Genomic DNA, 25854 nt, shown 5'->3' with positions numbered 1-25854 from the left:
CGCACCACCGCAACGCCTCCAGGTCCGACCCGAACGACGACAAGGCAATCCCCGTGAACAAGCGCAACCAGTGGCCCGTGCTGCCGCTCGTGGCAGGGCTGGCCGGCGGCCTGCTGGCCGGATGCGGCACCCAGAGCGGCGGATCCGGCGGCGACGGCGGCAACGTCGTCATCGGCATGTCCGACGACGTCCTCGCCACCGACCCGGCCTCCGGCTACGACCCCGGCTCATGGCTGCTCTTCAACAATGTCTTCCAGTCCCTGCTCAGCTTCCCCAAGGGCAGCACCGAGCCCCAGCCGGAAGCCGCGGAGACCTGCGCCTTCACGGACACGGCCAGCACCCGCTACGAGTGCACCCTCAAGGACGGCCTGAAGTTCAGCAGCGGTGACTCCCTCACCTCGAAGGACGTCAAATACTCCTTCGACCGCCTGCTGAACATCGACGACCCCGACGGCCCCGCCGTGATGTTCCCGACGCTCGACCGCGTCGAGACCCCCGACGAGAAGACCGTCGTCTTCCACCTGAAGACCTCCGACGCCACCTTCCCCAGCAAGATCGCCTCCGGCGCCGGCTCCATCGTCGACCACCGCTCCTACGACAGCGACGCCCTGCGCGAGGACGGCAAGGCCGTCGGCTCCGGCCCCTACCAGCTGGAGTCCTTCTCCGAGGACCAGGCCGTGTTCTCCGTCAACGAGTACTACGAGGGCACCGCCGAGATCGCCAACGAAGGCGTCACCCTCAAGTTCTACAAGGGCGACCAGGGCGCCCTGAAGACCGCACTCGCCGACAGCGCCGTCGATATCGCCTACCGCGGACTGAGCGCCGGGGACATCGCCGACATCGAACGCACCTCCGACGGCACCGGCACCGAGGTCGTCGAGGGCAGCAGCGCCGAGGTCCAGCACCTCGTCTTCAACATGGACGACCCGGTCACCGGACAGCTCGGCGTCCGCAAGGCCATCGCCTACCTCCTCGACCGCGAGGCCCTCGTCCAAAAGGTCTACGAAGGCACCGCCACCCCGCTGTACTCGATCATCCCGGCGGGCATCAGCGGCCACAACACCGCCTTCTTCGACACCTACGGCGCCAGCCCCTCCAGGACCAAGGCCCAGGAAGCCCTCACCGAGGACGGCATCACCGACCCGGTGAAACTCACCCTGTGGTCCACACCCTCGCGCTACGGCCCCGCCACCGACCAGGAACTCAAGGCGATAGCCGACCAGCTCAACGCCAGCGGCCTGTTCGACGCCGACGTCCAGTCCGTCGACTTCGACCAGTACGAGAAGGACATCGCCGACGGCAAGTACGGCGTCTACGTCAAGGGCTGGGTCCCCGACTACCCCGACCCCGACAACTTCACCGCCCCGTTCTTCGGCGAGGGCAACGTCCTCGGCAACAACTACACCAACAGCACCATCACCGAGACCCTCATCCCGCGCACCGCCGCCCAGAGCGACCGCGCCGCCACCGACCACGACTACGACGAGCTGCAGAACCTGGTCGCCGAGGAAGTCCCCATGATCCCGGTCTGGCAGGCCAAGCAGTACGCCGTCGTCGGCGACGGCGTCTACGGCCTGGAGTACTGCCTGGACGCCTCCACGGTGTTCCGCTTCTGGGAGATCAGCAAGGGCTGAGCCCCTCCCCGCCCCCGCACGACACAGGGCGCCCCCTCCCGCTGCCACGGAGGAGGCGCCCTGATGCCGCGAGGACGTACGGGCTACTGCTGCGCGCCCGGCCGCACCAACCCGCTCTCGTACGCGTACACCGCCGCCTGCACCCGGTCACGCAACCCCAGCTTGGTCAGCACATGCCCCACATGCGTCTTCACCGTGGTCTCGCTGACGAACAGGTCGGCCGCGATCTCCGCGTTCGACAGCCCGCGCGCCACCAGCTTCAGCACCTCCACCTCACGGTCGGTCAGTGTGTGCAGCGTGTCCGGCACCGGCTCGTCACCCGACGGCAGATGCGTCGCGTACTTGTCCAGCAGCCGGCGCGTGATGCTCGGCGCCAGCATCGCCTCACCGGCCGCCACCACCCGGATCGCCTGCACCAGCTCATGCGCGGGCGCGTCCTTCAGCAGAAAACCGCTCGCCCCCGCCCGCAGCGCCTCCACCACATACTCATCGAGATCGAACGTCGTCAGCACCAGCACCTTCGCCGGACCGTCCCGCTCCGGACCGGTGATCTGGCGCGTCGCCTCCACACCGTCCATCCGCGGCATACGGATGTCCATCAGCACCACATCGGGCTGGAGGGCACGCACCTGATCGAGGGCCTGGAGACCGTCCCCGGCCTCGCCGACGACCGCGATGTCCTGCTCGGCCTCCAGAATCATCCGGAAACCCGTGCGCAGCAGCGGCTGGTCATCGACCAGTAGGACACGGATGGCCACGTCACTCTCCTTCGCTAGTCCGGCCCCATTCTGCCCTGCTCACCCGGCCCACCCCCGTCCCCCCTCACCGGCACCACCCCGGCGGCCACCCCGGCCGCGGCCGGGATCACCTCGGCGGCCACCCCGGACGGACCGCCCGCACCGGCGGGGACCGGCACCGGCAGGGCACCGCCCGAGGCGGTCATCGGCACGGTCCCGGCGTCCCCGTCGGCGGAAATCGGCACCGGCAGAGCGCCGCCCGGAGCCACACCCGGCACGGCCCCCGCACCCTTCACCGGCAGCGGATACGGCGGGGGAGTCCCCCCGAACTCCGGGCACACCGCCTGGTGATCGCACCAGCCGCACAGCTTGGTCTGCCGGGGCCGCCAGTCGCCCGACTCCGTCGCCAGCCGGATCGCCTCCCACAGCGCCAGCAGCTTGCGCTCCACCCGCTCCAGATCGGCGAGCACCGGATCGTAGGTCAACACATCCCCACTGCCGAGATACACCAGCTGGAGCCGCCGCGGCACGATCTTCTTCAGCCGCCACACCACCAGCGCGTAGAACTTCATCTGGAACAACGCGCCCTCCGCGTACTCCGGCCGCGGCGCCTTGCCCGTCTTGTAGTCGACGATCCGCACCTCACCCGTCGGCGCCACGTCCACCCGGTCGATGATCCCGCGCAGCCGCAGCCCCGACTCCAGCTCGGCCTCCACGAACAGCTCCCGCTCCGCCGGCTCCAGCCGTGTCGGATCCTCCAGCGAGAACCACCGCTCCACCAGCCGCTCCGCCTCACCCAGCCACCGCGACAGCCGCTCCCCCTGCGGATCCTGCGCGAACAGCTCGGCCAGCTCCGGCCGGCTCTCCCGCAACCGGTCCCACTGCCCCGGGATCAGCGACTTCGCCCGCGGCGCCGTACGCTCCCCGGCCGGCGCGTCGAACAGCCGCTCAAGCACCGCGTGCACCAGCGTCCCCCGCGTCGCCGCCTCCGACGGCTTCTCCGGCAGCCGGTCGATCACCCGGAACCGGTACAGCAACGGGCACTGCATGAAGTCACCGGCCCGCGACGGCGACAACGACCTCGGCGCTGTCCCGGCCGCCCGCACCGCACCGTCCGTCACCTCGCCCACGCCGGGCGCCACCGCCCCCACCGCACCACTGCCGGGCCCCGGGGCCCCGACCCCGCCGCTGCTCTCCATGCCACAGACCCTACGGCCCGCCACTGACAGTGACCCACCCCGCTCGTCACAGGAGGGGCGGGAGGGGAGACTGAAGGGGTGCCGGGGCGTCCTTCGCCCTGACGGCCGCATACCATCGACCCCATACCCTTCCGCCCGGCAGGAGCGGAAGACGCGTCGAACGAGGGGACAGCGTGGACGAGAGCGGCGGGAGCCGGCAGCCGCGGTCGCAGAACGACGAGTCGACCGAGCGCCCCACGGCGCCGACGGATCCCTCTGCCGACCGCCCGCGCCCCCACCCGACCCCCAGCCCGGACCCGGACCGCGACCAGCGCCCGGACCCCGGGACCGGCCGGTCCGACAACGCCGAGTCCACCCCCGAGCCGGAAGCCCCCGAGCCGGACGCCCCCGAAACGGACGCCGAGCCGGAAGCTCCCGAAACGGAAGCCGGGCCGGACTCTCCCGAGCCCGACGCCCCCGAAACCCACGCCGAGCCGGACGCTCCCGCTCCCGACGCCCCAGACCCGGACGCCGCCGCCCCGACCCCGACGGCCCCGCCCACGGACGCCACCGGCAGCACCGACAACGGCACGGCCCGCACCGACCAGCCGGCCGACCCCGCACCCCCCGCCGCCACCCCCACAGACACCCCCGCACCGGCAAGGCTCTCCAAGACACCCGAACCCCCCAAGCCGCACGAGAGCCACGGCCCCCCGCTCGCCCACACCCCGTCCACCCCGCCGCCCAAGCCCACCCCCCACCCCCACGACGGCCACGACACCCACCCCGACCGGCCCCTCGCCCACTCCGGCATGGCCAGGACACAGCCCCCGAAGCGCCCCAAGGACCCCGGCGGCGGCCTCCTCATGGGGCGCCCCTTCGGTGTGCCCGTCTACGTCGCCCCCAGCTGGTTCCTGGTCGCCGCGCTCATCACCTGGGTCTTCGGCGGACAGCTCGACCGCGTGCTGCCCGAGCTGGGCGCCGCCCGCTACCTCGTCGCCCTCTTCTTCGCCGTCGCCTTCTACGCCTCCGTACTCGTCCACGAACTGGCCCACACGGTCGCCGCGATCCGCTACAAACTCCCGGTACGCCGCATCCAGCTCCAGTTCTTCGGCGGCGTCTCCGAGATCGAGAAAGAAGCCGAGACCCCCGGCCGGGAATTCGTCCTCGCCTTCGTCGGCCCCCTCCTCTCGCTCGTCCTCGGCGGCGTCTTCTACCTCGCCATGCAACTCGTCGAACCCGGCACCGTCCCCGGCGTCCTCCTCGCCGGCCTGATGATCTCCAACCTCATCGTGGCCGCCTTCAACCTCCTGCCCGGCCTCCCCCTCGACGGCGGCCGCATGCTCCGCGCCGTCGTCTGGAAGATCACCGGCCGCCCGATGAGCGGCACCGTCGCCGCCGCCTGGGTCGGCCGCGCGCTCGCCGTCGCCGTCCTCATCGGCCTGCCCCTGCTCACCCAGTCCGGCCTCCTCGGCAGCAGCGCCGCCGACAACGTCGGCATGGACACCGTCATGGACGCCCTGCTCGCCGCGATCCTCGCCGCCATCATCTGGACCGGCGCCGGCAACAGCCTCCGCGTCGCCCGGCTGCGCGAACACCTGCCCGAACTGCGCGCCCGCGCCCTCACCCGCCGCGCCGTCCCGGTCCAGAGCGACACCCCGCTCTCCGAGGCCCTGCGCCGCGCCAACGCCTCCGGCGCCCGCGCGCTGGTCGTCGTCGACGGCGACGGGCACCCCGTCTCCCTGGTCCGCGAGGCCGCCATCGTCGGCGTACCCGAGCACCGCCGCCCCTGGGTCCCGGTCAGCGGCCTCGCCCAGGACCTCACCGACGGCATGCGCGTCTCCGCCGAACTCGCCGGTGAAGACCTCCTCGAAGTGCTCCGCGCCACCCCCGCGACCGAATACCTCGTGGTCGAGGACACCGGCGAGATCTACGGCGTCCTCTCCGCCGCCGACGTGGAACGGGCCTTCGTCAAAGCCATGGCCCGCCCCTCCTGACAGCCCCGACTCATGCGCACGCCTGTGCGGTGGCCATGGTCGGCGGCCCCGCCCGGTGCCGGTAGGCTGTTCACATGTCCGAACCGACCGGTGCCGCCCGCAGGCGCGGGCCCTTCAAGGTCGGGGACCAGGTACAGCTGACCGACCCCAAGGGCCGCCACTACACGTTCACGCTCGAAGCCGGGAAGAACTTCCACACCCACAAGGGCTCCTTCCCGCACGACGAACTGATCGGCGCACCCGAGGGCAGCGTTGTCCGCACCACCGGAAACGTCGCCTACCTCGCGCTGCGCCCCCTGCTCCCCGACTACGTCCTGTCCATGCCCCGCGGGGCAGCCGTCGTCTACCCGAAGGACGCGGGACAGATCCTCGCCTTCGCCGACATCTTCACCGGCGCCCGCGTCGTGGAGGCCGGCGTCGGCTCCGGCTCACTCAGCAGCTTCCTGCTCCGCGCCATCGGCGACCAGGGCATGCTCCACTCCTACGAGCGCCGCGCCGACTTCGCCGACATCGCCCGGCAGAACGTCGAACGCTACTTCGGCGGCCCCCACCCCGCCTGGCAGCTCACCGTCGGCGACCTCCAGGACAACCTCTCCGACACCGACGTCGACCGCGTCATCCTCGACATGCTCGCCCCCTGGGAATGCCTCGACGCCGTCTCCAAGGCACTCGTCCCCGGCGGCATCCTCTGCTGCTACGTCGCCACCACCACCCAGCTCGCCCGGACCGTCGAGTCCATCCGCGAGATCGGCTCCTTCAACGAGCCCACCGCCTGGGAGTCGATGATCCGCAACTGGCACATCGAGGGACTCGCCGTCCGCCCGGACCACCGGATGATCGGCCACACCGGCTTCCTCCTCACCGCCCGCCGCCTCGCCGACGGCGTCGAACCCCCCATGCGCCGCCGCCGCCCCGCCAAGGGCGCCTACGGCGACGACTACACCGGCCCCAACGCCGACGGAGGCATGGGCGACCGCTGACCGCCCGGGGCCAGAGAAACCGACCGAGCCGCGACCGCCGCGCCTCCACCAGCCCGCCCCGGCACCCGCCCACACTCCCTCCAACGCCCCCGCGCCGCGCCCGAGTTCCCCCACCCACCTGGGAACTCGCGCGCGGCGCGACTTCGTTGACCCAGCGGCACCGGGCCGCCACCGAAAGCACCGCCCCCACTCGACCCCAACCGCCCCCACCTGCCCCCATCGGACCGCAGCCGACCATCCGTCAGCTCTCCACGCCCACCGCGAATCAGCGCCGCACCGACCCTCCATCAGCTCCGCACCACCCACCGCCCACCCCGCCGTTCCCCCGCGCCGTGCCGTGTGGCACCATGCTGGCCACCCCCACCGGCACAGCCCTCACAGGAGACACTCCTAGTGCAGCACTCCGCCGTCCCGGAACTGGCCCAGGCACACGCACACACCCGCCCCATCCACTGGCTCGCCACCGCGACCGCCCTCGCCGGCGTCGTCGCCCTCTCCTCCATGGCACAGCCCGACGCGGCCACCGCCGCCCAGCCCGGCGACCGCGCGCCCAGCCCCGCCCCGGCCGCCGCGCCCCCCTCCACCGAGGGCGTCGCCTTCCCGATCGACTGCGGCCCCGTCGACGCCATCGTGGTCCGCGAAGCCACCGGCGACCTCGACGGCGACGACCGCCCCGAGACGGTCGCCGTCGTCCACTGCGACGCGACGATGAGCACACCCCCGGACGGCGTGTACGTCCTCACCCAGAGCACGGACGCCACCACGCCCCGCGTGGTCGCCACCCTCGTCGACCCCAAGGACCGCACCACCGTCCAGGAACTCGCCCTGCGCGACGGAGCCGTCCAGGCCACCCTCCTCGGCTACTCGTCCTCCGACGTACCTACCTGCTGCCCGGACCTCACCGAACATCCGACCTGGCAGTGGAAAGACGGATCGTTCCTCCGCCAGGAGTCCGCAGGCGCCCGCAGCGTCTGAGCCCCACCGGGCAAGCGGCCGACCCCCACCGGACCATCAAGGGGGACCCGACCCACGACCGCCGCATGACCTGGTCGGAGCAACCCCGCCCATTGGTGACCGTCAGTGACTGATCGCCACCGTGGGTGCCACCCGCTCCACCGGCCCCGTGCCCGCCCCCTGCCCGCCACCAAGGTCATCCGGCCCGTACGAAACCCCCGCGAACCCCAAGCCCGAACCGCCCGCGCGAACACTCTCCGTAACCACCCGCCGGGCGGACTCCCGCGCGCGCCACCACCCCCCTCCCGCCGTGATCCACCACCCGCGTGGACCCCTCCGGCAGGCCCCCGAACCGCACCGACGCAGGCAGTCCGGCCGTCCCCGCGGGCAACTCCAGCCAGCCACGGAGGAATTTGACACGTCCTCCCTCGGAACAGGCGGCTTCTGAATAGCGTTAGGTGGGTATCCAGACGGCGTGAGGGAGAGCGCAGGGTGACCGACGACACACCTTGACAGTCTTTGTGATCTAGGGGTTTCAATCGACACCCACCCAGGTAGGGTCTGGAAGCGTCCAGCTCCCCTTGGAGGAGGTGAGGACCGTGGCAGCCCACGACGACGACATGAACCGCGGCATCCGCCCAGGACGCGGGTCCGACGACCCGGCAGGGCAGATTGCCTACCTTGAGCAGGAGATCGCCGTCCTGCGGCGCAAGCTCGCCGACTCTCCGCGACACACGAGGATTCTCGAAGAGCGGATCGTCGAGCTACAGACGAACCTGGCCGGCGTGTCCGCCCAGAACGAGCGACTGGCCAACACCCTCCGCGAGGCCCGCGACCAGATCGTGGCCCTCAAGGAAGAGGTCGACCGGCTCGCCCAGCCGCCGGCCGGCTTCGGTGTCTTCCTGCAGTCCAACGAGGACGGCACCGCCGACATCTTCACCGGAGGCCGCAAACTCCGCGTGAACGTCAGCCCCAGCGTCGAACTCGACGACATGCGGCGCGGCCAGGAAGTCATGCTCAACGAAGCGCTCAACGTGGTCGAGGCCATGGCGTACGAGCGCGTCGGGGACATCGTCACCCTCAAGGAAATCCTTGAGGACGGCGAGCGCGCCCTGGTCACCGGGCACACCGACGAGGAACGAGTGGTACGGCTCGCCGAGCCCCTGCTGGACGTCACCATCCGCCCCGGCGACGCCCTCCTGCTCGAACCCCGCTCCGGCTACGTCTACGAGGTCGTCCCCAAGAGCGAGGTCGAAGAACTCGTCCTCGAAGAGGTCCCCGACATCGGATACGAGGCCATCGGCGGCCTCGGCAACCAGATCGAGGCCATCCGCGACGCCGTCGAGCTTCCCTACCTCTACCCCGACCTGTTCCGGGAGCACGAACTGCGCCCGCCCAAGGGAGTCCTCCTCTACGGACCCCCCGGATGCGGCAAGACGCTCATCGCCAAGGCCGTCGCCAACTCGCTGGCCAAAAAGGTCGCCGAGGTCACCGGCCAGGCCGCCGGCAAGAGCTTCTTCCTCAACATCAAGGGCCCCGAGCTGCTCAACAAGTACGTCGGCGAGACCGAGCGGCAGATCCGCCTGATCTTCCAGCGCGCCCGCGAGAAGGCCAGCGAGGGCACCCCCGTCATCGTCTTCTTCGACGAGATGGAATCGCTCTTCCGCACCCGCGGCTCCGGCGTCAGCTCCGACGTCGAGAACACCATCGTCCCCCAGCTCCTCGCCGAGATCGACGGCGTCGAGGGCCTCCAGAACGTGGTCGTGATCGGCGCCTCCAACCGCGAGGACATGATCGACCCCGCCATCCTGCGGCCCGGCCGACTCGATGTGAAGATCAAGATCGAGCGGCCCGACGCCGAAGCGGCCCAGGACATCTTCGGCAAGTACCTCACCGAGCGCCTCCCCCTGCACGGCGACGACCTCGCCGAGCACGGCGACTCCAGGAGCGGCACCGTCGAAAGCATGATCCAGACGGCCGTGGAACACATGTACGCAGAATCCGAGGAGAACCGCTTCCTGGAAGTCACCTACGCCAATGGCGACAAGGAAGTCCTCTACTTCAAGGACTTCAATTCCGGCGCCATGATCGAAAACATCGTGGGCCGCGCCAAGAAAATGGCGATCAAGGACTTCCTGGAGCACAACCAGAAGGGCCTCCGCGTCTCCCACCTCCTCCAGGCATGCGTGGACGAGTTCAAGGAGAACGAGGACCTCCCCAACACCACCAACCCGGACGACTGGGCCCGCATCTCCGGAAAGAAGGGCGAACGGATCGTCTACATCCGTACCCTCATCACCGGAAAGCAGGGCGCCGACACCGGCCGCTCCATCGACACGGTGGCCAACACCGGACAGTACCTGTAAAGGCAGGGCGGCTGCGGGTCCCCTCACCGGGTACCCGCAGCCGACTGTTTTTCCGGCCACGAACAGGCCACGGCTGGAGCAAGGCAATGACGCAAATGATCTCCCCACCAGCGCAAAGCCGTTCTAGGCTCTTCCGTACCGCCGGGTCGCGCAGTGCGGGGACGGGCACCGCACACGCACCGGAGCACCAGCGGTACTTGAGCGGCCCCCACGACCGAGGGTGCCGCCGGGCAAGGAGGGCCGCATGACCGTACGGCGAGTAATGGGCATCGAGACGGAGTACGGGATCTCCGTCCCCGGCCACCCCAATGCCAATGCCATGCTCACCTCGTCCCAGATCGTGAACGCCTACGCGGCGGCGATGCACCGGGCCCGCCGGGCCCGCTGGGACTTCGAGGAGGAGAACCCGCTCCGCGACGCCCGGGGCTTCGACCTCGCCCGCGAATCCGCCGACGCCAGCCAGCTCACCGACGAGGACATCGGCCTCGCCAACGTCATCCTCACCAACGGAGCCCGGCTCTACGTCGACCACGCCCACCCCGAATACAGCTCCCCCGAGGTCACCAACCCCCGCGACGCCGTCCTGTGGGACAAGGCCGGCGAACGCATCATGGCCGAGGCCGCCGAACGCGCCGCCCAGCTCCCCGGCGCCCAGCCCATCCACCTCTACAAGAACAACACCGACAACAAAGGAGCCTCCTACGGCACGCACGAGAACTACCTGATGAAGCGGGAAACCCCCTTCTCCGACATCGTGCGCCACCTCACCCCCTTCTTCGTCTCCCGCCAGGTCTTCACCGGCGCCGGCCGCGTCGGCATCGGCCAGGACGGCCATGACCACGGCTTCCAGCTCAGCCAGCGCGCCGACTACTTCGAAGTCGAGGTCGGCCTGGAAACCACCCTCAAACGGCCCATCATCAACACCCGCGACGAGCCCCACGCCGACGCCGAGAAATACCGCCGGCTCCACGTGATCATCGGCGACGCGAACCTCTCCGAGATCTCCACCTACCTCAAGCTCGGCACCACCGCGCTGGTCCTGTCCATGATCGAGGACGGCTTCATCGCCGTGGACCTCGCCGTCGACCAGCCCGTCCGCACCCTCCACCAGGTCTCCCACGACCCGACCCTCAAGCGCCTCGTCACCCTCCGCAGCGGCCGGACCCTGACCGCCGTACAGCTCCAGATGGAGTACTACGAGCTGTCCCGCAAATACGTCGAGGAACGCCACGGCGCCGACGCCGACGAGCAGACCAAGGACGTCCTGGCCCGCTGGGAAGACACGCTCAACCGCCTGGAGAACGACCCCATGAGCCTCTCGGGCGAACTCGACTGGGTCGCCAAGCGCGAGCTGATGGAGGGCTACCGCCGCCGCGACGGCCTCGACTGGGACGCCGCCCGGCTCCAGCTCGTCGACCTCCAGTACGCCGACGTACGCCCCGAGAAGGGCCTCTACAACCGTTTGGCGGCCCGCGGCCGGATGAAACGGCTGCTGGACGAGACCGAGGTCGAGCGGGCCGTGAGCAAGCCCCCGGAGGACACCCGCGCCTACTTCCGCGGCCGCTGCCTGGAGCAGTACGCCGACGACGTCGCCGCCGCCTCCTGGGACTCCGTGATCTTCGATCTGCCGGGCCGGGACTCCCTCCAGCGGGTCCCAACCCTCGAACCGCTTCGCGGAACGCGTAATCACGTCAAGGAACTACTCGACCGCTGTCGGACCGCAGAAGACCTGGTCAGGGTACTTTCCGGCGGCTGACAGCGACCCCGGGCGGGCCGTTCCCACTGGGTGGGAAGTCCCGCGCCCGGGAATCATCGAGGTGGTCCCCGTACGTTGGAACAACTGCGGGGCCATTGTCAGACCCGGCGAGTAGGGTCTGATCATGACCGATCGGCAGCAATGCCGAATTTGTCGGGCGAACCGAGCGGGGTGAGGGTGATGGCGACCAAGGACACCGGCGGCGGACAGCAGAAGGCGACGCGCTCCACGGAAGAGGTCGAGGAGCAGGCAGCGGAGACCCAGTCTGCCGAGGACCTCAAGGAGCGACACGAGAAGCTGAACGATGATGTGGACTCCGTCCTGGACGAAATCGATGACGTACTCGAGGAAAACGCCGAGGATTTCGTGCGCTCCTTCGTGCAAAAAGGTGGGGAGTAGAGGCGAATTGGCCATTTCGCCTTCGAATTGAAAATGGCGGGGGATGCGGGAATGGCCGAGGGACCGGACGCGAAGTGGTGCAGGAAGTGTGGGCGGGACTTGCCTCCTGCGGCGTTCGCACGAGATCGGAACAGGCGTGATGGCCTCCAGGTGCACTGCCGGGAGTGTGTGGCGCAGTACAGCGCCGCGCACTACCGGCGGCGCCGGGAGGCCATGGGTAAGGCCGTCCGCGAGCGGGTGGAGGTGCCCGAGGGGCACAAACTCTGCCGCAGGTGTGGTGAGGTCAAGCCGTGGAGTGAGTGGCATCGCAACGCGACTGCCTCGGACGGACTCTCCACGCGCTGCAAGACATGCCGAGCAGGCGAGGGCCGCGCCGGACATCTCAAGCGGCAGTACGGCCTCACCGAGGCCGAGCGGGGCGAGATGGTCGCCTCCCAGATGGGGCTGTGTGTGATCTGTCTGAAGGCTCCGGCCGTTCATGTGGATCACTGCCACAAGACGGGTAGGGTCCGTGGCGTACTGTGCTTCAACTGCAATTCGGCCATCGGCAAGTTGGGAGACGATCCCGACGCTGTACGTCGGGCTGCCGTCTATCTGGAAGGAACCTCGTGGAAGCCAACACTCGTAGCACCGGGCGTCTACCGGCTGCCTTCCTGACGCCTGGGTCGGCCTCGTTCGTGGACTTTCTCTCGGACCACCAGCCCGAGATGCTGCCGGGGAACCGCAGGCTGCCCCCGGTGCAGGGCGCGATCGAGGCGCCGCACGGCACGACGATCGTGGCCGTGACGTTCCCGGGCGGTGTCGTGCTGGCCGGTGACCGCCGGGCGACCATGGGGAATGTGATCGCGCAGCGGGACATCGAGAAGGTGTTCCCGGCCGATGAGTACTCGGCGGTGGGGATCGCCGGTACGGCGGGTCTGGCCGTGGAGATGGTCAAGCTCTTCCAGCTGGAGCTGGAGCACTTCGAGAAGGTCGAGGGCGCGCAGCTGTCCCTGGAGGGCAAGGCGAACCGGCTGTCGACGATGATCCGCTCGAATCTGGGCATGGCGATGCAGGGTCTGGCGGTGGTGCCGTTGTTCGCCGGGTATGACGTGGATCGGGGCAAGGGCCGGATCTTCTCGTACGACGTCACGGGTGGCCGTTCGGAGGAGCAGGGTTATGCCTCCACCGGTTCCGGTTCGATCTTCGCGCGGGGCGCGATGAAGAAGCTGTTCCGTGACGATCTGGACGAGGAGCAGGCGATCACCCTCGTGGTGCAGGCGCTGTACGACGCGGCGGACGACGATTCGGCGACCGGTGGTCCCGATGTGGCCCGCCGGATCTATCCGATCGTCACCGTGATCACCGATGACGGTTTCCGCCGGCTGGGCGAGGTGGAGTCGGCGGGGATCGCCCGTTCGGTGCTGGAGCGGCGGCTGGAGCAGCCTGACGGCCCGCGGGCCGCGCTGCTGTAGCCGGGGCGTGTGTCGTGTGCCTCTTGTGTCCGGGTGATCGAGTGACTTCCACAGAAAGGGACGGATAACCGGTGTCGACGCCGTTCTATGTCTCACCTCAGCAGGCCATGGCCGACCGGGCGGAGTACGCCCGTAAGGGCATTGCCCGGGGCCGCAGCCTCGTCGTGTTGCAGTTCGCCGACGGCATCGTGTTCGTCGGTGAGAACCCGTCCCGTGCGCTGCACAAGTTCAGCGAGATCTATGACCGGATCGGGTTCGCCGCGGCCGGTAAGTACAACGAGTACGAGAATCTGCGGATCGGTGGTGTGCGGTACGCGGATCTGCGGGGGTACACCTACGACCGGGACGATGTCACGGCCCGTGGTCTGGCGAACGTGTATGCGCAGACGCTGGGGACGATCTTCTCCAGTGCGGCGGAGAAGCCGTACGAGGTGGAGCTGGTGGTCGCCGAGGTGGGGGTGACTCCGGAGGGTGACCAGATCTATCGGCTGCCGCATGACGGTTCGATCGTGGATGAGCACGGTTCGGTCGCGGTGGGTGGGAATGCCGAGCTGATCAGTAATTACCTCGATCAGCGGCATGAGGACGGGATGTCTTTGGCCGCGGCGTTGAAGCTGGCGGTCCAGGCGCTGTCGCGTGAGTCCAATGGGAGTCAGCGGGAGATTCCGGCGGAGCGGCTGGAGGTCGCGGTGCTGGACCGGACGCGTCCGCAGAAGCGTAAGTTCCGGCGGATCGTCGGGAGCCAGCTGGTGCGTCTGCTGGAGGGCGGCGAGGCGCCGGCGGTGGAGGACGGGGACGCGGACGGCGAGTCGTCCGGTTCGGGTTCCGATGCGGGTTCGGGTTCCGACTCGGGTTCCGGTTCTGGGAAGTCCGCTGGGTCCGGCGACGAGTAGCCACCCGCCACCCCCGCTCGTCCCGCCTTTGCTTACCTGTGCCCCGGCCGTCCGGTCGGGGCACAGGTGTGTCAGGAGGGGCGTGGTGGGGCGGTGGAGCCCCGGATGACGAGGTGGACGGGGATGTCCCCGCCGTGGGGCTCGTGGCCTTCCAGGACGGCCAGGAGGGCTTGCATGCCGCGTTCGCCGAAGAGTTCGGCGTCGAGGCGGACGGTGGTGAGTTCGGGGTCGAGGGCGGTGGCGAGGGCGAGGTCGTCCAGGCCGGTGACGGAGAGGTCGTCGGGGATGGTCAGGCCGAGGCGGCGGGCGGCTTTGTAGACGCCGGCGGCGAGTTTGTCGTCGTCGCAGATGACGGCGGTGGGGCGGGGGCCCGGGGCGGTGAGGGCCTGCTCGGTGGCGTCGCGGGCGGCGTCGATGTCGATGGGCGCGCGGGTGGTGCGGACGGTCGCGCCGGGGACGGTGGCGAGGCGGGTGGTGAGTTCGCGGGCGCGTACCTCGAAGGTCCAGGAGGCGATGTCGGCCGCGAGGTGCAGGATGCGGCGGTGGCCGAGGCCGGTGAGGTGGTCGGTGAGCTGGCGGACGCCGTCGGCGATGTCGAGGTTGACGGTGGCGGCGCCGAGGCTGCCGTGGGGGTCGCTGTCGAGCATGACGAGGGGGAGCTGGTCGCCGCGGATGGCGGTGAGGGCGTCGGCGGCCATGGAGGAGGCGAGGACGCCGTCGAGGGCGGCCTGTGCGGAGGCGAAGGGGGAGCGGGCGGGGCCGATGCCTTCGGGGGAGGGGTAGAGGACGACGCCGAAGCCGTGGTGGGCGGCGATGCGGGCGGCGCCGGTGTAGACCCCGGCGAAGAACTCGGTGGTGAGTGCGGGGACGACCAGGAGGATCGTGCGGGTGCGGCCGAGGCGGAGGTTGCGGGCGGCGAGGTTGGGGCGGTAGCCGAGGGTGCGGGCGGCTTCGCGGACGCGTTCGGCGGTGGTCTCGGAGACCCGGCCGCGCCATTTGTCGCCGAGGACGAGGGAGACGGCGGCTTGCGAGACGCCTGCGGTCTGGGCGACGTCCCGGCTGGTGGGGCGGGTGCTGCCGTGTGCCACCGTGCGTCTGCTCCTTCTGCGTGGGCCTGCGTGGGCCTGTGTGCGCGTCCGGCTGTGTGGACGTCCGGTCAGCGCTCATGGTACGTATGACCTCGGACGTTATACGTAACACTTAGGCCGGAAGGGCGTGCGTGGTGGCCACGGGTTACCTGGAGATCCTCAGGACGAGATACGCCGTCCGGCTGCTCGTGGGCACGCTGGTGGGCCGGCTGCCGAACGCCACCGCGCCGATCGCGATCGTGCTGTTCGTCCGCGCGGAGGGCGGTTCCTACAGCCTGGCGGGGGCGCTGGCGGCGGTGTACGGCGTGGCGAACGCGGTGGGGCAGCCGCTGCTGGGCCGGCTGGTGGATCTGTACGGGCAGCCGCGCGTGCAGTTGCCGGCGGTGCTCGCCTCGGCGGCCGCCATGGCGGTGTTCGCGCTCGCGGGCACCGCTCCGCTGGTGCTCGCCTATGCGGCCGTCGCGGCGGCGGGGCTGTTCACGCCTCCGCTGGAGGGCGGTCTGCGGGCGCTGTGGCCGTCGGTGCTGCGCAAGGACGGGCAGGTGCACACGGCGTACGCGATGGACGCGGTGGCGCAGGAGGTGCTGTTCACGGTCGGCCCGCTGCTGGTCACGGTGTGTGTGGCGCTGTGGTCGGCGCCGGTGGCGCTGGTGGTGCTGAACGTGGTCGGGGTGCTGGGTGCGCTGTCGGTGGCCGTGTCGGCGCCTTCGCGCGCGTGGCGTTCGGCGCCCCGCGCGGCGCACTGGCTGGGGGCGCTGCGCTCGCCGGGGCTGCTGGCGCTGCTGGGGGCGTTTCTGTTCGTCGGTGTGGCGCTGGGTTCGATCACGGTGGCGGCGGTGTCGTACGCGGACGGCCGTGGTGGTGATGTGGTGTACGGGTGGCTGATGGCGGGCGTCGGTCTGGGTGCGCTGGTGGGGGGCGCGGTGTACGGGGCGCGGCGGTGGACGGGGGTGCCGGAGCGGCGGCTGCGGGTGCTGGTGGCGTTGCTGGCGGTGGGGTATGTGCCGTTGATGCTGATTCCGGGTCCGGTGGCGATGACGGTGCTGACGGCGGTGGCGGGGTTGTTCCTGGCGCCGGCGCTGGCGTGTGCGTTCGTGATCGTGGACCGGCACGCTCCGGCGGGGACGGTGACGGAGGCGTTCTCGTGGCTGGTGACGACGTTCACGGTGGGAGCGTCGGTGGGTACGGGGCTGGCGGGGCCGGTGGTGGAGTGGGGCGGGGCCCGGTGGGGGTTCGCGGTGCCGGCGGTGTCGGGGGCCGTGTCGTTGCTGGTCCTGGTGGCCATGGGGCGGGTCCTCGCAGCTCCTGTGCGGGAAGCGGTTGTGGCGGCTTCTTCGGAAAATGATCTGAACCGTGCCCCCGAAGCCCGTTTCAGTTCCGGTGAACGGGCGTAATGTTCAGTCATGGACCGCCGCATTTTCGGGCTGGAGAACGAGTACGGCGTCACGTGCACGTTCAGGGGACAGCGGCGTCTGTCTCCTGACGAGGTGGCGCGGTACCTCTTCCGCCGTGTCGTGTCATGGGGCCGAAGCAGCAATGTCTTTCTGCGCAACGGCGCCCGGCTCTATCTCGACGTCGGGTCACATCCGGAATACGCGACACCCGAATGTGACAACCTGACCGAACTGGTCACCCACGACAAGGCCGGCGAGCGCATTCTCGAAGGACTCCTGGTGGACGCCGAACGACGCCTGCATGAGGAAGGAATCGCGGGCGACGTCTACCTCTTCAAGAACAACACCGATTCGGCGGGAAACTCCTACGGCTGCCATGAGAACTATCTGGTGGCCCGGCACGGGGAGTTCTCCCGGCTCGCGGACATTCTGATTCCGTTCCTCGTCACGAGGCAGTTGCTGTGCGGTGCGGGCAAGGTGCTCCAGACGCCGCGCGGTGCCGTGTACTGCGTCAGTCAGCGTGCCGAGCACATCTGGGAGGGCGTCTCCTCGGCGACGACCCGCTCCCGGCCCATCATCAACACCCGGGACGAGCCGCACGCGGACGCCGAGCGTTATCGGCGGCTGCATGTCATCGTGGGTGACTCCAATATGTCCGAGACGACCATGCTGCTCAAGGTCGGGGCCACCGACCTGGTGCTGCGCATGATCGAGGCGGGCACGGTGATGCGTGATCTCACGCTGGAGAACCCGATCCGGGCGATCCGTGAGGTGAGCCATGACATCACGGGCCGCCGCAAGGTGCGGCTGGCCAGCGGCCGGGAGGCGTCCGCGCTGGAGGTGCAGCGCGAGTACTTCGAGAAGGCCGTGGACTTCTGTGAGCGCCGGGGCATCCGCACCGGTACGGTCGAGCAGGTGCTGGAGCTGTGGGGCCGTACGCTCGACGCGATCGAGGCCGAGGATCTGGACCGGATCGGTACCGAGATCGACTGGGTGATGAAGTACAAGCTCATCGAGCGGTACCGGGCCAAGAACAACATGACGATGTCGCATCCGCGCGTGGCGCAGATAGACCTCGCCTACCACGACATCCACCGCCGCAGGGGCCTGTACTACTTGCTGGAGCGCAGGGGGCAGGCCGCGCGGATCTGCAATGACCTGAAGATCTTCGAGGGCAAGTCCGTGCCCCCGCAGACCACTCGGGCCCGGCTGCGGGGTGACTTCATCCGCAGGGCGCAGGAGCAGCGCCGGGACTTCACGGTCGACTGGGTGCATCTGAAGCTCAATGACCAGGCGCAGCGCACGGTGTTGTGCAAGGACCCGTTCCGTTCGGTGGACGACCGGGTGGAGAAGCTGATCGCCGGTATGTGAGTGCCCCGTTCCGGACGATCGCCGGAACGCCACACGGGCGCCGTACGTTTCTCGTACGGCGCCCTTCTCACGTCGTAGAGTTGCGCGCACCCAACCGACAAGATCGATCGATTACGAGGCCCCCACCGTGCGCCGTCGCTCTGTTCTCATCGCCGTTCCCGCCGGCCTGGTCACTCTCGCCGGGTGCGGGGACGACGGCTCCGACTCCGGCGACGCCAGTGGCAGTGCGTCGCCGTCCGCGTCGGCTTCGTCGTCGGCGGCGCCGCCGCCGAAGATCGTGGACGGTCCGTTGCCGGCGATCACGGCGGGCACGAAGTTCGATGAGAAGCCGACGGTCGCCAAGGGCAGCGGGGAGCCGTCGGACCAGCTCGCGGTGAAGACGGTGATCGCGGGCGGCGGTACCACGGTCGCGGAGAACGACTATGTCCAGGCGAACTACCTGGGTCAGGTCTGGGACACGGCGACGGTCTTCGACAACTCCTACGACCGGGGTACTCCGCTGGTCATCCAGCTCGCGGCGGGTTCCATCATCGATGGCTGGCGGTATGCGCTGGCGGGCAAGAAGGCGGGCAGCCGGGTGGAGATGTCCGTGCCGCCGACCTGGGGGTACGGCACGTCGGGCAATGAGCAGGCGGGGATCAAGGGCACGGACACGCTGGTGTTCGTGGTGGACATCCAGAAGGCGTTCAACTCGAAGAGTTCCGCTCAGGGCACGGATGTCGCCCAGGACAATGTGGATCTGCCGAAGGTCGGTACCAACACGGACGGCAAGTCGCCGGCGATCACGGTCCCGAAGTCGGATCCGCCCACCGATCTGGTGGCGAACTATGTCATCGAGGGCGACGGGGTGGAGCTGGCGGCGGAGGATTCCGTGCTGGTGCAGTACAAGGGTGTGCTGTGGGACACGGGCAAGGAGTTCGACTCCAGCTACAGCCGTGACGCGCTGACGTCGTTCTCGCTCCAGCAGGTCGTCCAGGGCTGGTCGCAGGGCCTGACCGGCAAGAAGGTGGGCAGCAGGGTCCTGATCGTGGTCCCGCCGGCGCTGGGGTACGGGGACCAGCCGCCGGAGGGCAGCGGCATCTCGAAGGACTCGACGCTGATCTTCTCGGTGGACATCCTGGCGAAAATGTAGGCGGGGCGCCCTTCCGGCGCAGGGCGGGGCCCGCTGCCCGCGCCCCGGCGCGGTCGGGATGAAACACTGGACGCGTTGCACTATCCGCAGAAGACGCAGGAGCGAGACGTGAGCATCGACAAGCCCGAGGTCGACTTCCCGGGCGGCGAGCCCCCGGCGAACCTTGAGATCAAGGACATCTGGGAGGGCGACGGCCCGGAGGCGAAGGCGGGCGACACCGTCTCCGTGCACTACGTGGGTGTTGCCTTCTCCAGTGGTGAGGAGTTCGACGCGTCCTGGAACCGGGGGACGCCGCTGAGCTTCCAGCTCGGTGTCGGCCAGGTCATCTCCGGCTGGGACCAGGGGGTGCAGGGCATGAAGGTCGGCGGCCGGCGTCAGCTGGTCATCCCGCCGCATCTGGCGTACGGCGACCGGGGTGCCGGTGGCCGGATCAAGCCGGGCGAGACGCTGATCTTCGTCTGCGACCTGGTCAAGGTCTGATCGTCGTACGGAGCGCCGAGGCGTTCTGATTCCGGTCCGGTTCTCGAACGTGTCGCGTCCGGGACCGGACCGGATTCGATCAGCTGGGGTCCATGCCTGTGCGGGCATGGGCCCTCGGCTTTTGTGACCGTACTGTGGAACGGTACGGTCATCGGTCTAAGCACCATAGGGAAGGCGAAGGGCGTCGATGGCCATTGCCAAGGCCGAGCGGTTGATGAACCTCGCGCTGTGTCTGCTCGGGACCCGGCGCCCGCTCAGCAAGCGTGAGCTGCGGGAGTCCATTGAGGCCTATCTCGAAGCGGGCAGCGACGACTCCTTCAATCGCATGTTCGAGCGGGACAAGGACGATCTGCGCGAACTGGGCCTGGTCATCGAGACCGTGGAGAATCTGGACGGCGAGGTCGGCTATCTCGCCCGCCGGGACAGCAACCGGCTGCCGCCCATCACTCTCGACGCCGAGGAGGCCGCCGCGCTCGGGCTGGCCGCGAAAGTGTGGCAGCAGGCCCGGCTGGCCGGTGCCGCGAGCGGCGCGCTCCAGAAGCTGCGCGCCGCCGGACTGCCCGAGGACGTCGACCCGTACGAGGCCCACAGCGCCCTCGAACCCCGTATCCCGGTGCACGAGGCGGCGTTCGAGCCGCTGATGCTGGCCTGCCGCGACCGGCGCCCGGTCGCCTTCGAGTACCGCAAGGCCACCGCCGCGCACCCCGAGGCCCGTACGGTCGAGCCGTGGGCGCTGGAGTGCTGGCGCGGGCACTGGTATCTCGCCGGGTTCGACCGGGACCGGGGCGCCGAGCGGGTGTTCAGACTGTCGCGGATCACCGGGAAGGTGCGCTCGCGCGGCGGGCGGTTCTCGGTGCCCGTCCCCGATGTGGTCACCGTGCGTGAGACGGTCGCCGGCTGGGCGGGGGAGACCGCCGACCGCAGCGCCCGGATCCGGCTGCGCTCGGGCTCCGGGTACCCCTTGCGGGCGAAGGCCACCATGGTCCGGGAACTCGGCGACGGCTGGGACGAGTTGGATGTTCCGTACGGGCATGGACTGGATGCCTGGCTGGTGGAGTTCGGGCCCGATGTGGTGGTCCTGGAGCCGTCGGAGCTGCGGGCCGATGTGCTGGACCGGCTGCGTGCCGTGGCCAAGGGCTGAGGGGGAGCGGAACAGGAAGTGGGGACTGTGGCCGGTAAACCGATCAGGCCTGTGAACGCCATCGACCAGACCCGGCGGATGCTCTCCCTGGTGACCTATCTGCGGGAGCGGCCCGGGGCGCGGATCGAGGATGTGGCGCGCGCCTTCGGGATCACCGAGGACGAGCTGGTCTCCGATCTCGATGTGCTGCCCATGTGCGGGACCAGCTTCCGCGGTGGCGATCTGCTCGACATCGACACCGACGGGGAGCGGATCTGGTGGCACAATCCGGCCGCCCTCGGCGCGGAGGCCGCCGAGCCGCTGCGGCTGGCCGCCGACGAGGCGACCGCGCTTCTCGTCGCCGCGCGGGCGGTGTCCACCCTGCCCGGTCTGCGCGAGGGCGACCGGCAGGCGCTGCTGCGGGCCACCGCCAAGGTGGAGACCGCCGCCGGGGAGACGGCCGGGGCCAGTTCCCGGCTGTCGGTGACCTTCGAGTCCGAGGGCGGGGTCTTTGCCGATGTGGACCGGGCGATCTCCGAGCGCCGCCGGCTGTGGATCCGCTACTACTCGCCGGCCCGCGATGAGCTGACCGAGCGCGAGATCGACCCGATCCGTCTGGTCAGCGTGGGGCACACCTATGTGGAGGCGTGGTGCCGCCGCTCCGAGGCCCGGCGCACGTTCCGGCTGGACCGGGTCGCCGAGATCAAGGTCCTGGACGAGCCGTCCGCGCCGCCCGAGGTCGAACTGCGGGATCTGTCGGAGGGGCTGGTGCAGCCCGCCGCCGAGGATCCCGAGGTGGTGGTGGAGGTCGGGCCGGGCGGGCGCTGGGTCGCCGAGTACTACCCGCACGACAGTGCCGACGAGCTGCCCGACGGCGGCCTCCGTATCACCCTGCGCACCCCCGACCCGACGTCCCTCAGACGCCTGGCCCTGCGCCTGGGCGCCGACGGCCACATCGTGGCCCCCCGCGAGCTGGCCGCCAGCGCCCGCCAGGCGGCCCGCGAGGCGCTGGCGGCGTACGACGGCGTCGAGGCGGATTACACGGAGGGGACGGGTAGGACGGACCTGGAGGGTCAGTCGGGCGGGAAGGGGCAGTCAGGGCAGGCTGGGCAGTCGGATCAGACGGGCCGGACAGATCAGGTGGATCGGATGGGTCGGGCTGGATCGGATGGGTCAGACGGGTCAGATGGGTCAGATGGATCCGACGGGCCAGGCTGATCCGGGAGACCGGACCGTGGGTGCGTCAGGTGCGTCAGGTGCAGCGAGTGCACCGGGTGCGGTGAGTGCCTCGGGTGTGCCGGGTGAGTCGGATGCCGTCGGTGACGGTCCCGACGAGAGACCGGGCGGCGGATCGGGCGACCGGACGCCGTGAGCCGCGGGGGCGACCACCCTGGTGCCGGTGAAGGCGGTACGGGTGCGGTCGCGCCGGGCGCCGCCCGGGAGCCGCCGGATACCTGATCGCCGCTCCCGGCATCCGGCCCCCGGCCCCGGCATCCGGCAAGGGGTCCCGGCAGGCGGCCCGCCCCGGTTCCGGCCGGACGGCATCCGCCCCTGGGCGCAGCCCATGCGGGCCCCGGGCACCCGGGCCCCGGCCGGAGCCCACCCGGGCCTCCGGCCGGGCCCACCCGACCCCCCCGGCCAAGAGCGCCGAGGACACACGTACAACATGCGGGCAACACACGGGCGAGGGACCCGGCACCGGTCGGGGCGTCCGGGGTGATGAGCGAGGGAAGAGGAGCTGGCGCTGTGAGTGAGACGGTGTCGTCCGGTGCGCGGGGCATGACGGTCGCCGCCGCGTTCGCCGGGATGAGAAGTGTGGCTCCCGTGGTGTTCCGGGCGGGCTGCCCGGACTGCCGGGGCAGCTTCGAGCTGGGCGCGAGCGCGCTGCGGCTGGCCATCGGGGCCACCAGCCGCAGCACGTTCTACTCCTTCACTTGTCCGCAGTGCGAGACGCTGGTGCGCAAGCCGGCCAGTGAGCGGATCGTGCAGCTGCTCACCGGCGGCGGGGTCAGCACCCTGAGACTGCACTCGGCGCACTGAGGTCACTCCCGGGCCGCCTCGCGGTCCCGCCCGGATTCACGGCCCCGCCCGGACCGGCGTGCACCCCCGCACCCGTGACGGTCTAGGCTCTGGCCCATGTTCTGGCCGATGTTCGCGGTAGGCGTGGGTTTCCTGGGGATCATGGTGCTCGGTGTGCTCGCCGTCCGGGTTTTCCTGGCGGCCGAAGGACTGGGCCGCCAGGTCACGGAGTCCGCGACGCGGATCAACCGGGCCGCCGAGGATCTGGAACGGGCGTCGGTGAGCACCGCGCGATCTGCGGATTCGCTGTGAACGCGAGCTGTGGATCCGCCGTGAATCAGGGTTCGCGGGACAGGAGCGGCTGCGCTGTGCGACCAATGCGGAGTCCCGCGACGGACGCGATTTGGGCCCCTTCGCCCTGTCACCCGGCCGTATCCGGCAGGTACGCTGCTGATCGCGGCCCGGAGACGAGGCGCGGACCGCGGATTGGGAGTACGGAGTACGCACAGGGATTGCTCGGCGTTCACCCCTGAGCGTTACGATCGCTGTCGCACGGCTGATCGGACTCTTGTCCGACCGGCTGGACAGCACCCACCCAGCCGCCTCGGTGAGAAGGTAAAGACTTATGTTCGGAAGGCTCGGAGCCCCCGAGATCATTCTCATCCTCGTCGTCATCATCCTGCTGTTCGGCGCGAAGAAGCTTCCGGACATGGCTCGTTCGCTCGGCAAGTCCGCGCGCATCCTCAAGAGCGAGGCCAAGGCGATGAAGGACGACGGCAGCAAGACCGCCGCCCCCGCCGACCCGCCCACGACGGACGAGCAGGGCCCGGCTCAGCGCATCATCCAGGCGTCGCCCGGCGATGTGACCAGCTCCCGCCCGGTCACCGAGCCGACGGACTCGACCAAGCGCTGATCATGGGCCGGTGACCTCCGGCCCGCCGCACGAGATGGGAACGTGGGTTGCTGAAGCCTGCCCGCAACAAGGAGAAGGATCCCGAGGGGCGGATGCCCCTCGCGGAACACCTGCGTGAGCTCCGCAACCGGCTCGCCAAGGCGCTGCTCGCCATCGTCCTCGTCACGGTGGTCGCCGCCTTCTTCTACAACGACATCATCAACTTCTTCACCGACCCGATCCTTGAATCGGTCGGCTGCTCGCAGACCTTCGAGCAACTGGCGCAGTCGCAGGACACGACCGAACCGTGCGCGCAGATCACCATCAACGGTCTGCTGACGCCGTTCACGCTGGCGCTGAAGGTGTCCCTGATGGCCGGTGTGGTGCTGGCCTCGCCGGTCTGGCTGTACCAGCTGTGGGCGTTCGTCGCGCCCGGCCTGCACCGGCACGAGAAGAAGTACGCCTACGCGTTCGTCGCCACCGGCTTCCCGCTCTTCCTCGGTGGTGCCTTCTTCGCCTACAAGCTGCTGCCCACCACCGCCAAGGTGCTGATCGAGTTCACCCCGTTCGGCGTGGACAACCTGCTGCCGCTGGACGATCTGCTCGACCTCGTGACCCGTATGGTCATCGTCTTCGGCCTGTCCTTCGAACTGCCGCTGCTGCTGATCATGCTGAACTTCACCGGCGCGATCAGTGGCCGCCGGATGCTCGGCTGGTGGCGGGCCATGATCATGGGCATCACGGTCTTCGCCGCGATCGCCACGCCCAGCACCGACCCGCTGACCATGATGGGGCTGGCCGGGCCGATCTGGGTCCTGTACTTCGTGGCCGTGGCCGTCTCGCTGTTCAACGACCGCCGCAGGCGCCGCCGCGAGGCAGCGGGCCCCGCCGACGACGAGGCCTCCGACCTCGATCTCACCCCCGAGGCGATCGGCGAGGTGGAGACCGTGCCGGCTGCGCGCGCGCTGCCCGAGCAGGCGTCCTCGGACCGGGTCAACGGTTATGACGACGTGACCTGAGGATCCACCCGGGAGCCCGGGGGCTCCTCAGGGGGTCCGGGGGTCCGGGGTCCTCATAAGGTCTGGGGGATGACCGGCGAGATCAGTGACATCGGCGAGATATCCCTCTTCGTGAATCCCACCGCGGGTCGCGGCCGGGGCGCCCACGCGGCGCGGCCGGCCGCTTCCGCGTTGCGGGCCGCCGGATTCTCGGTGCGTACGGTCCTCGGGCGGGACGCCCCGGACGCGCTGGCCCGCGCGCGGGCGGCCGTCGCCGCGGGCACCGGTGCGCTGGTCGCCGTCGGCGGCGACGGCATGGCACACCTCGCGCTCCAGGCCGTCGCGGGCACCCCGACGCCGCTCGGTCTGGTCGCCGCCGGTACCGGCAACGATCTCGCCCGCGCCCTCGGGCTGCCCCTGCGCGACCCGGCCGCGGCGGGGCGGCTGATCGCCGACCGGCTCAAGGCCGCCCGGCTCCGGGAGATCGACCTCGGCCGGGTCGGGGACCGCTGGTTCGCGACCGTCCTGGCGACCGGCTTCGACTCACGGGTCAATGACCGCGGCAACCGGATGCGGTGGCCCACCGGGCGGCTCAAGTACGACCTGGCGATGCTCGCCGAACTCGCCGCGTTCCGCCCGCTGCCGTACCGGATCACGCTCGACGGCGGGGCCGTGCGGGAGATCGAGGCCACGCTCGTCGCGGTCGGCAACGGGTCCTCGTACGGGGGCGGGATGCGGATCTGTCCCGGGGCCGATCTCGGGGACGGGCTGTTCGACATCACCGTGGTGGGGGATTGCAGCCGGCGGACGCTGGTGCGGGTGTTCCCGAAGGTGTACCGGGGCACGCACGTCGGGCATCCGAAGGTGAGTGTGATGCGGGCCGCGACGGTCGAGATCGTGGCGGAGGGGCTCACCGGGTACGCCGACGGCGAGCCGCTGGGGCCGCTGCCGCTGACCGCGCGCTGTGTCCCCGCCGCCGTACGGGTCGCCGCGCCCTGAGCCGCGTGGATCC

23 protein-coding genes and 1 pseudogene are annotated in these 25854 nt (G+C 70.0%); 21 read left to right on the top strand and 3 right to left on the bottom strand.

The window, feature by feature from the left end:
- The first annotated feature begins 53 nt into the window (after positions 1-53).
- On the top strand, positions 54-1634 hold the full coding sequence (locus tag ACFRFC_RS22145) for an ABC transporter substrate-binding protein (RefSeq protein WP_382687918.1): 1581 nt from the start codon (positions 54-56) through the stop codon (positions 1632-1634).
- 83 nt (positions 1635-1717) lie between these two features.
- Here the strand turns inward: ACFRFC_RS22145 and ACFRFC_RS22140 are convergent, their stop codons facing one another.
- Complete coding sequence (locus tag ACFRFC_RS22140) at positions 1718-2392, bottom strand: response regulator (protein ID WP_382687916.1); 675 nt, start codon at positions 2390-2392, stop codon at positions 1718-1720.
- A 257-nt stretch (positions 2393-2649) separates the two neighbouring features.
- A pseudogene (locus ACFRFC_RS22135) lies at positions 2650-3570 on the bottom strand (RecB family exonuclease); the annotation flags it as partial.
- 173 nt (positions 3571-3743) lie between these two features.
- Between ACFRFC_RS22135 and ACFRFC_RS22130 the strand changes: the two are divergent.
- The 9 genes from ACFRFC_RS22130 to prcA all read left to right on the top strand — a co-directional run bounded on the left by ACFRFC_RS22130 (position 3744) and on the right by prcA (position 14348).
- On the top strand, positions 3744-5546 hold the full coding sequence (locus ACFRFC_RS22130) for a site-2 protease family protein (RefSeq protein ID WP_382687913.1): 1803 nt from the start codon (positions 3744-3746) through the stop codon (positions 5544-5546).
- Between the two features lie 74 nt (positions 5547-5620).
- On the top strand, positions 5621-6526 hold the full coding sequence (locus ACFRFC_RS22125; protein ID WP_382687911.1) for a tRNA (adenine-N1)-methyltransferase: 906 nt from the start codon (positions 5621-5623) through the stop codon (positions 6524-6526).
- A 393-nt stretch (positions 6527-6919) separates the two neighbouring features.
- Positions 6920-7501: a hypothetical protein gene (locus ACFRFC_RS22120; protein WP_382687908.1), complete on the top strand. Its 582-nt coding sequence runs from the start codon at positions 6920-6922 to the stop codon at positions 7499-7501.
- Positions 7502-8079: 578 nt separating this feature from the next.
- Positions 8080-9846, top strand: a complete 1767-nt coding sequence (gene arc, locus ACFRFC_RS22115) for a proteasome ATPase (RefSeq protein ID WP_382687905.1) — start codon at positions 8080-8082, stop codon at positions 9844-9846.
- Between the two features lie 244 nt (positions 9847-10090).
- Positions 10091-11602 (top strand): depupylase/deamidase Dop, encoded by a 1512-nt coding sequence (gene dop, locus ACFRFC_RS22110; protein ID WP_382687902.1) that lies wholly within the window; start codon positions 10091-10093, stop codon positions 11600-11602.
- A gap of 180 nt (positions 11603-11782) precedes the next feature.
- Positions 11783-12001 carry a ubiquitin-like protein Pup gene (locus ACFRFC_RS22105; protein ID WP_382687900.1) on the top strand — a complete coding sequence of 73 codons (219 nt, stop codon included), beginning with the start codon at positions 11783-11785 and terminating at the stop codon, positions 11999-12001.
- 51 nt (positions 12002-12052) lie between these two features.
- Positions 12053-12658 carry an endonuclease VII domain-containing protein gene (locus tag ACFRFC_RS22100; RefSeq protein WP_382687897.1) on the top strand — a complete coding sequence of 202 codons (606 nt, stop codon included), beginning with the start codon at positions 12053-12055 and terminating at the stop codon, positions 12656-12658.
- Positions 12610-13455, top strand: coding sequence for a proteasome subunit beta (gene prcB, locus ACFRFC_RS22095; RefSeq protein ID WP_382687894.1), 846 nt, complete (start codon positions 12610-12612; stop codon positions 13453-13455). The genes ACFRFC_RS22100 and prcB overlap by 49 nt, the downstream gene beginning before the upstream one ends.
- Before the next feature lie 71 nt (positions 13456-13526).
- Complete coding sequence (gene prcA / locus ACFRFC_RS22090; protein ID WP_382687892.1) at positions 13527-14348, top strand: proteasome subunit alpha; 822 nt, start codon at positions 13527-13529, stop codon at positions 14346-14348.
- 71 nt (positions 14349-14419) lie between these two features.
- Here prcA and ACFRFC_RS22085 read toward each other — a convergent pair whose 3' ends face one another.
- Positions 14420-15436 carry a LacI family DNA-binding transcriptional regulator gene (locus ACFRFC_RS22085; protein WP_382687889.1) on the bottom strand — a complete coding sequence of 339 codons (1017 nt, stop codon included), beginning with the start codon at positions 15434-15436 and terminating at the stop codon, positions 14420-14422.
- Positions 15437-15570: 134 nt separating this feature from the next.
- On the opposite strand from ACFRFC_RS22085, the gene ACFRFC_RS22080 reads away from it, so the two are divergent.
- The 11 genes from ACFRFC_RS22080 to ACFRFC_RS22030 all read left to right on the top strand — a co-directional run bounded on the left by ACFRFC_RS22080 (position 15571) and on the right by ACFRFC_RS22030 (position 25841).
- Entirely contained in the window at positions 15571-16830 is a 1260-nt protein-coding gene (locus tag ACFRFC_RS22080) for an MFS transporter (RefSeq protein WP_382687886.1), read from the top strand.
- A gap of 9 nt (positions 16831-16839) precedes the next feature.
- On the top strand, positions 16840-18201 hold the full coding sequence (gene pafA / locus ACFRFC_RS22075) for a Pup--protein ligase (RefSeq protein ID WP_382687883.1): 1362 nt from the start codon (positions 16840-16842) through the stop codon (positions 18199-18201).
- 127 nt (positions 18202-18328) lie between these two features.
- A complete protein-coding gene (locus ACFRFC_RS22070; protein WP_382687881.1) occupies positions 18329-19333 on the top strand; it encodes an FKBP-type peptidyl-prolyl cis-trans isomerase in 1005 nt (334 codons plus the stop codon).
- 108 nt (positions 19334-19441) lie between these two features.
- Positions 19442-19813, top strand: a complete 372-nt coding sequence (locus ACFRFC_RS22065; RefSeq protein ID WP_382687880.1) for an FKBP-type peptidyl-prolyl cis-trans isomerase — start codon at positions 19442-19444, stop codon at positions 19811-19813.
- A gap of 187 nt (positions 19814-20000) precedes the next feature.
- Entirely contained in the window at positions 20001-20954 is a 954-nt protein-coding gene (locus ACFRFC_RS22060) for a helix-turn-helix transcriptional regulator (protein ID WP_382687877.1), read from the top strand.
- A gap of 27 nt (positions 20955-20981) precedes the next feature.
- Entirely contained in the window at positions 20982-22151 is a 1170-nt protein-coding gene (locus tag ACFRFC_RS22055) for a helix-turn-helix transcriptional regulator (protein ID WP_382687874.1), read from the top strand.
- Positions 22152-22679: 528 nt separating this feature from the next.
- A complete protein-coding gene (locus ACFRFC_RS22050; protein ID WP_382687871.1) occupies positions 22680-22973 on the top strand; it encodes a hypothetical protein in 294 nt (97 codons plus the stop codon).
- 96 nt (positions 22974-23069) lie between these two features.
- Positions 23070-23264, top strand: a complete 195-nt coding sequence (locus tag ACFRFC_RS22045; protein ID WP_382687868.1) for a hypothetical protein — start codon at positions 23070-23072, stop codon at positions 23262-23264.
- Positions 23265-23577: 313 nt separating this feature from the next.
- Positions 23578-23865 (top strand): Sec-independent protein translocase subunit TatA, encoded by a 288-nt coding sequence (gene tatA / locus ACFRFC_RS22040; protein ID WP_382687865.1) that lies wholly within the window; start codon positions 23578-23580, stop codon positions 23863-23865.
- A 47-nt stretch (positions 23866-23912) separates the two neighbouring features.
- Positions 23913-24863 carry a twin-arginine translocase subunit TatC gene (tatC, locus tag ACFRFC_RS22035; protein ID WP_382687862.1) on the top strand — a complete coding sequence of 317 codons (951 nt, stop codon included), beginning with the start codon at positions 23913-23915 and terminating at the stop codon, positions 24861-24863.
- A gap of 69 nt (positions 24864-24932) precedes the next feature.
- A complete protein-coding gene (locus ACFRFC_RS22030) occupies positions 24933-25841 on the top strand; it encodes a diacylglycerol kinase (protein WP_382687859.1) in 909 nt (302 codons plus the stop codon).
- Positions 25842-25854 lie beyond the last annotated feature (13 nt).

The organism is Streptomyces sp. NPDC056734 (genome assembly GCF_042790455.1).
Lineage (GTDB): Bacteria > Actinomycetota > Actinomycetes > Streptomycetales > Streptomycetaceae > Streptomyces.
Note: the sequence above shows the minus strand (reverse complement) of the source record. Positions and strands in the feature narration are given on the sequence as shown.

Excerpts from the sequence above, each read along its gene's own strand:
- ACFRFC_RS22060 (WP_382687877.1), top strand. The coding sequence starts at position 20,001 with ATGGCCATTGCCAAGGCCGAGCGGTTGATGAACCTCGCGCTGTGTCTG.
- ACFRFC_RS22100 (WP_382687897.1), top strand. The coding sequence starts at position 12,053 with ATGGCCGAGGGACCGGACGCGAAGTGGTGCAGGAAGTGTGGGCGGGAC.
- tatA (WP_382687865.1), top strand. The coding sequence starts at position 23,578 with ATGTTCGGAAGGCTCGGAGCCCCCGAGATCATTCTCATCCTCGTCGTC.
- pafA (WP_382687883.1), top strand. The coding sequence starts at position 16,840 with ATGGACCGCCGCATTTTCGGGCTGGAGAACGAGTACGGCGTCACGTGC.
- dop (WP_382687902.1), top strand. The coding sequence starts at position 10,091 with ATGACCGTACGGCGAGTAATGGGCATCGAGACGGAGTACGGGATCTCC.
- ACFRFC_RS22045 (WP_382687868.1), top strand. The coding sequence starts at position 23,070 with ATGTTCTGGCCGATGTTCGCGGTAGGCGTGGGTTTCCTGGGGATCATG.
- ACFRFC_RS22030 (WP_382687859.1), top strand. The coding sequence starts at position 24,933 with ATGACCGGCGAGATCAGTGACATCGGCGAGATATCCCTCTTCGTGAAT.
- ACFRFC_RS22125 (WP_382687911.1), top strand. The coding sequence starts at position 5,621 with ATGTCCGAACCGACCGGTGCCGCCCGCAGGCGCGGGCCCTTCAAGGTC.
- ACFRFC_RS22105 (WP_382687900.1), top strand. The coding sequence starts at position 11,783 with ATGGCGACCAAGGACACCGGCGGCGGACAGCAGAAGGCGACGCGCTCC.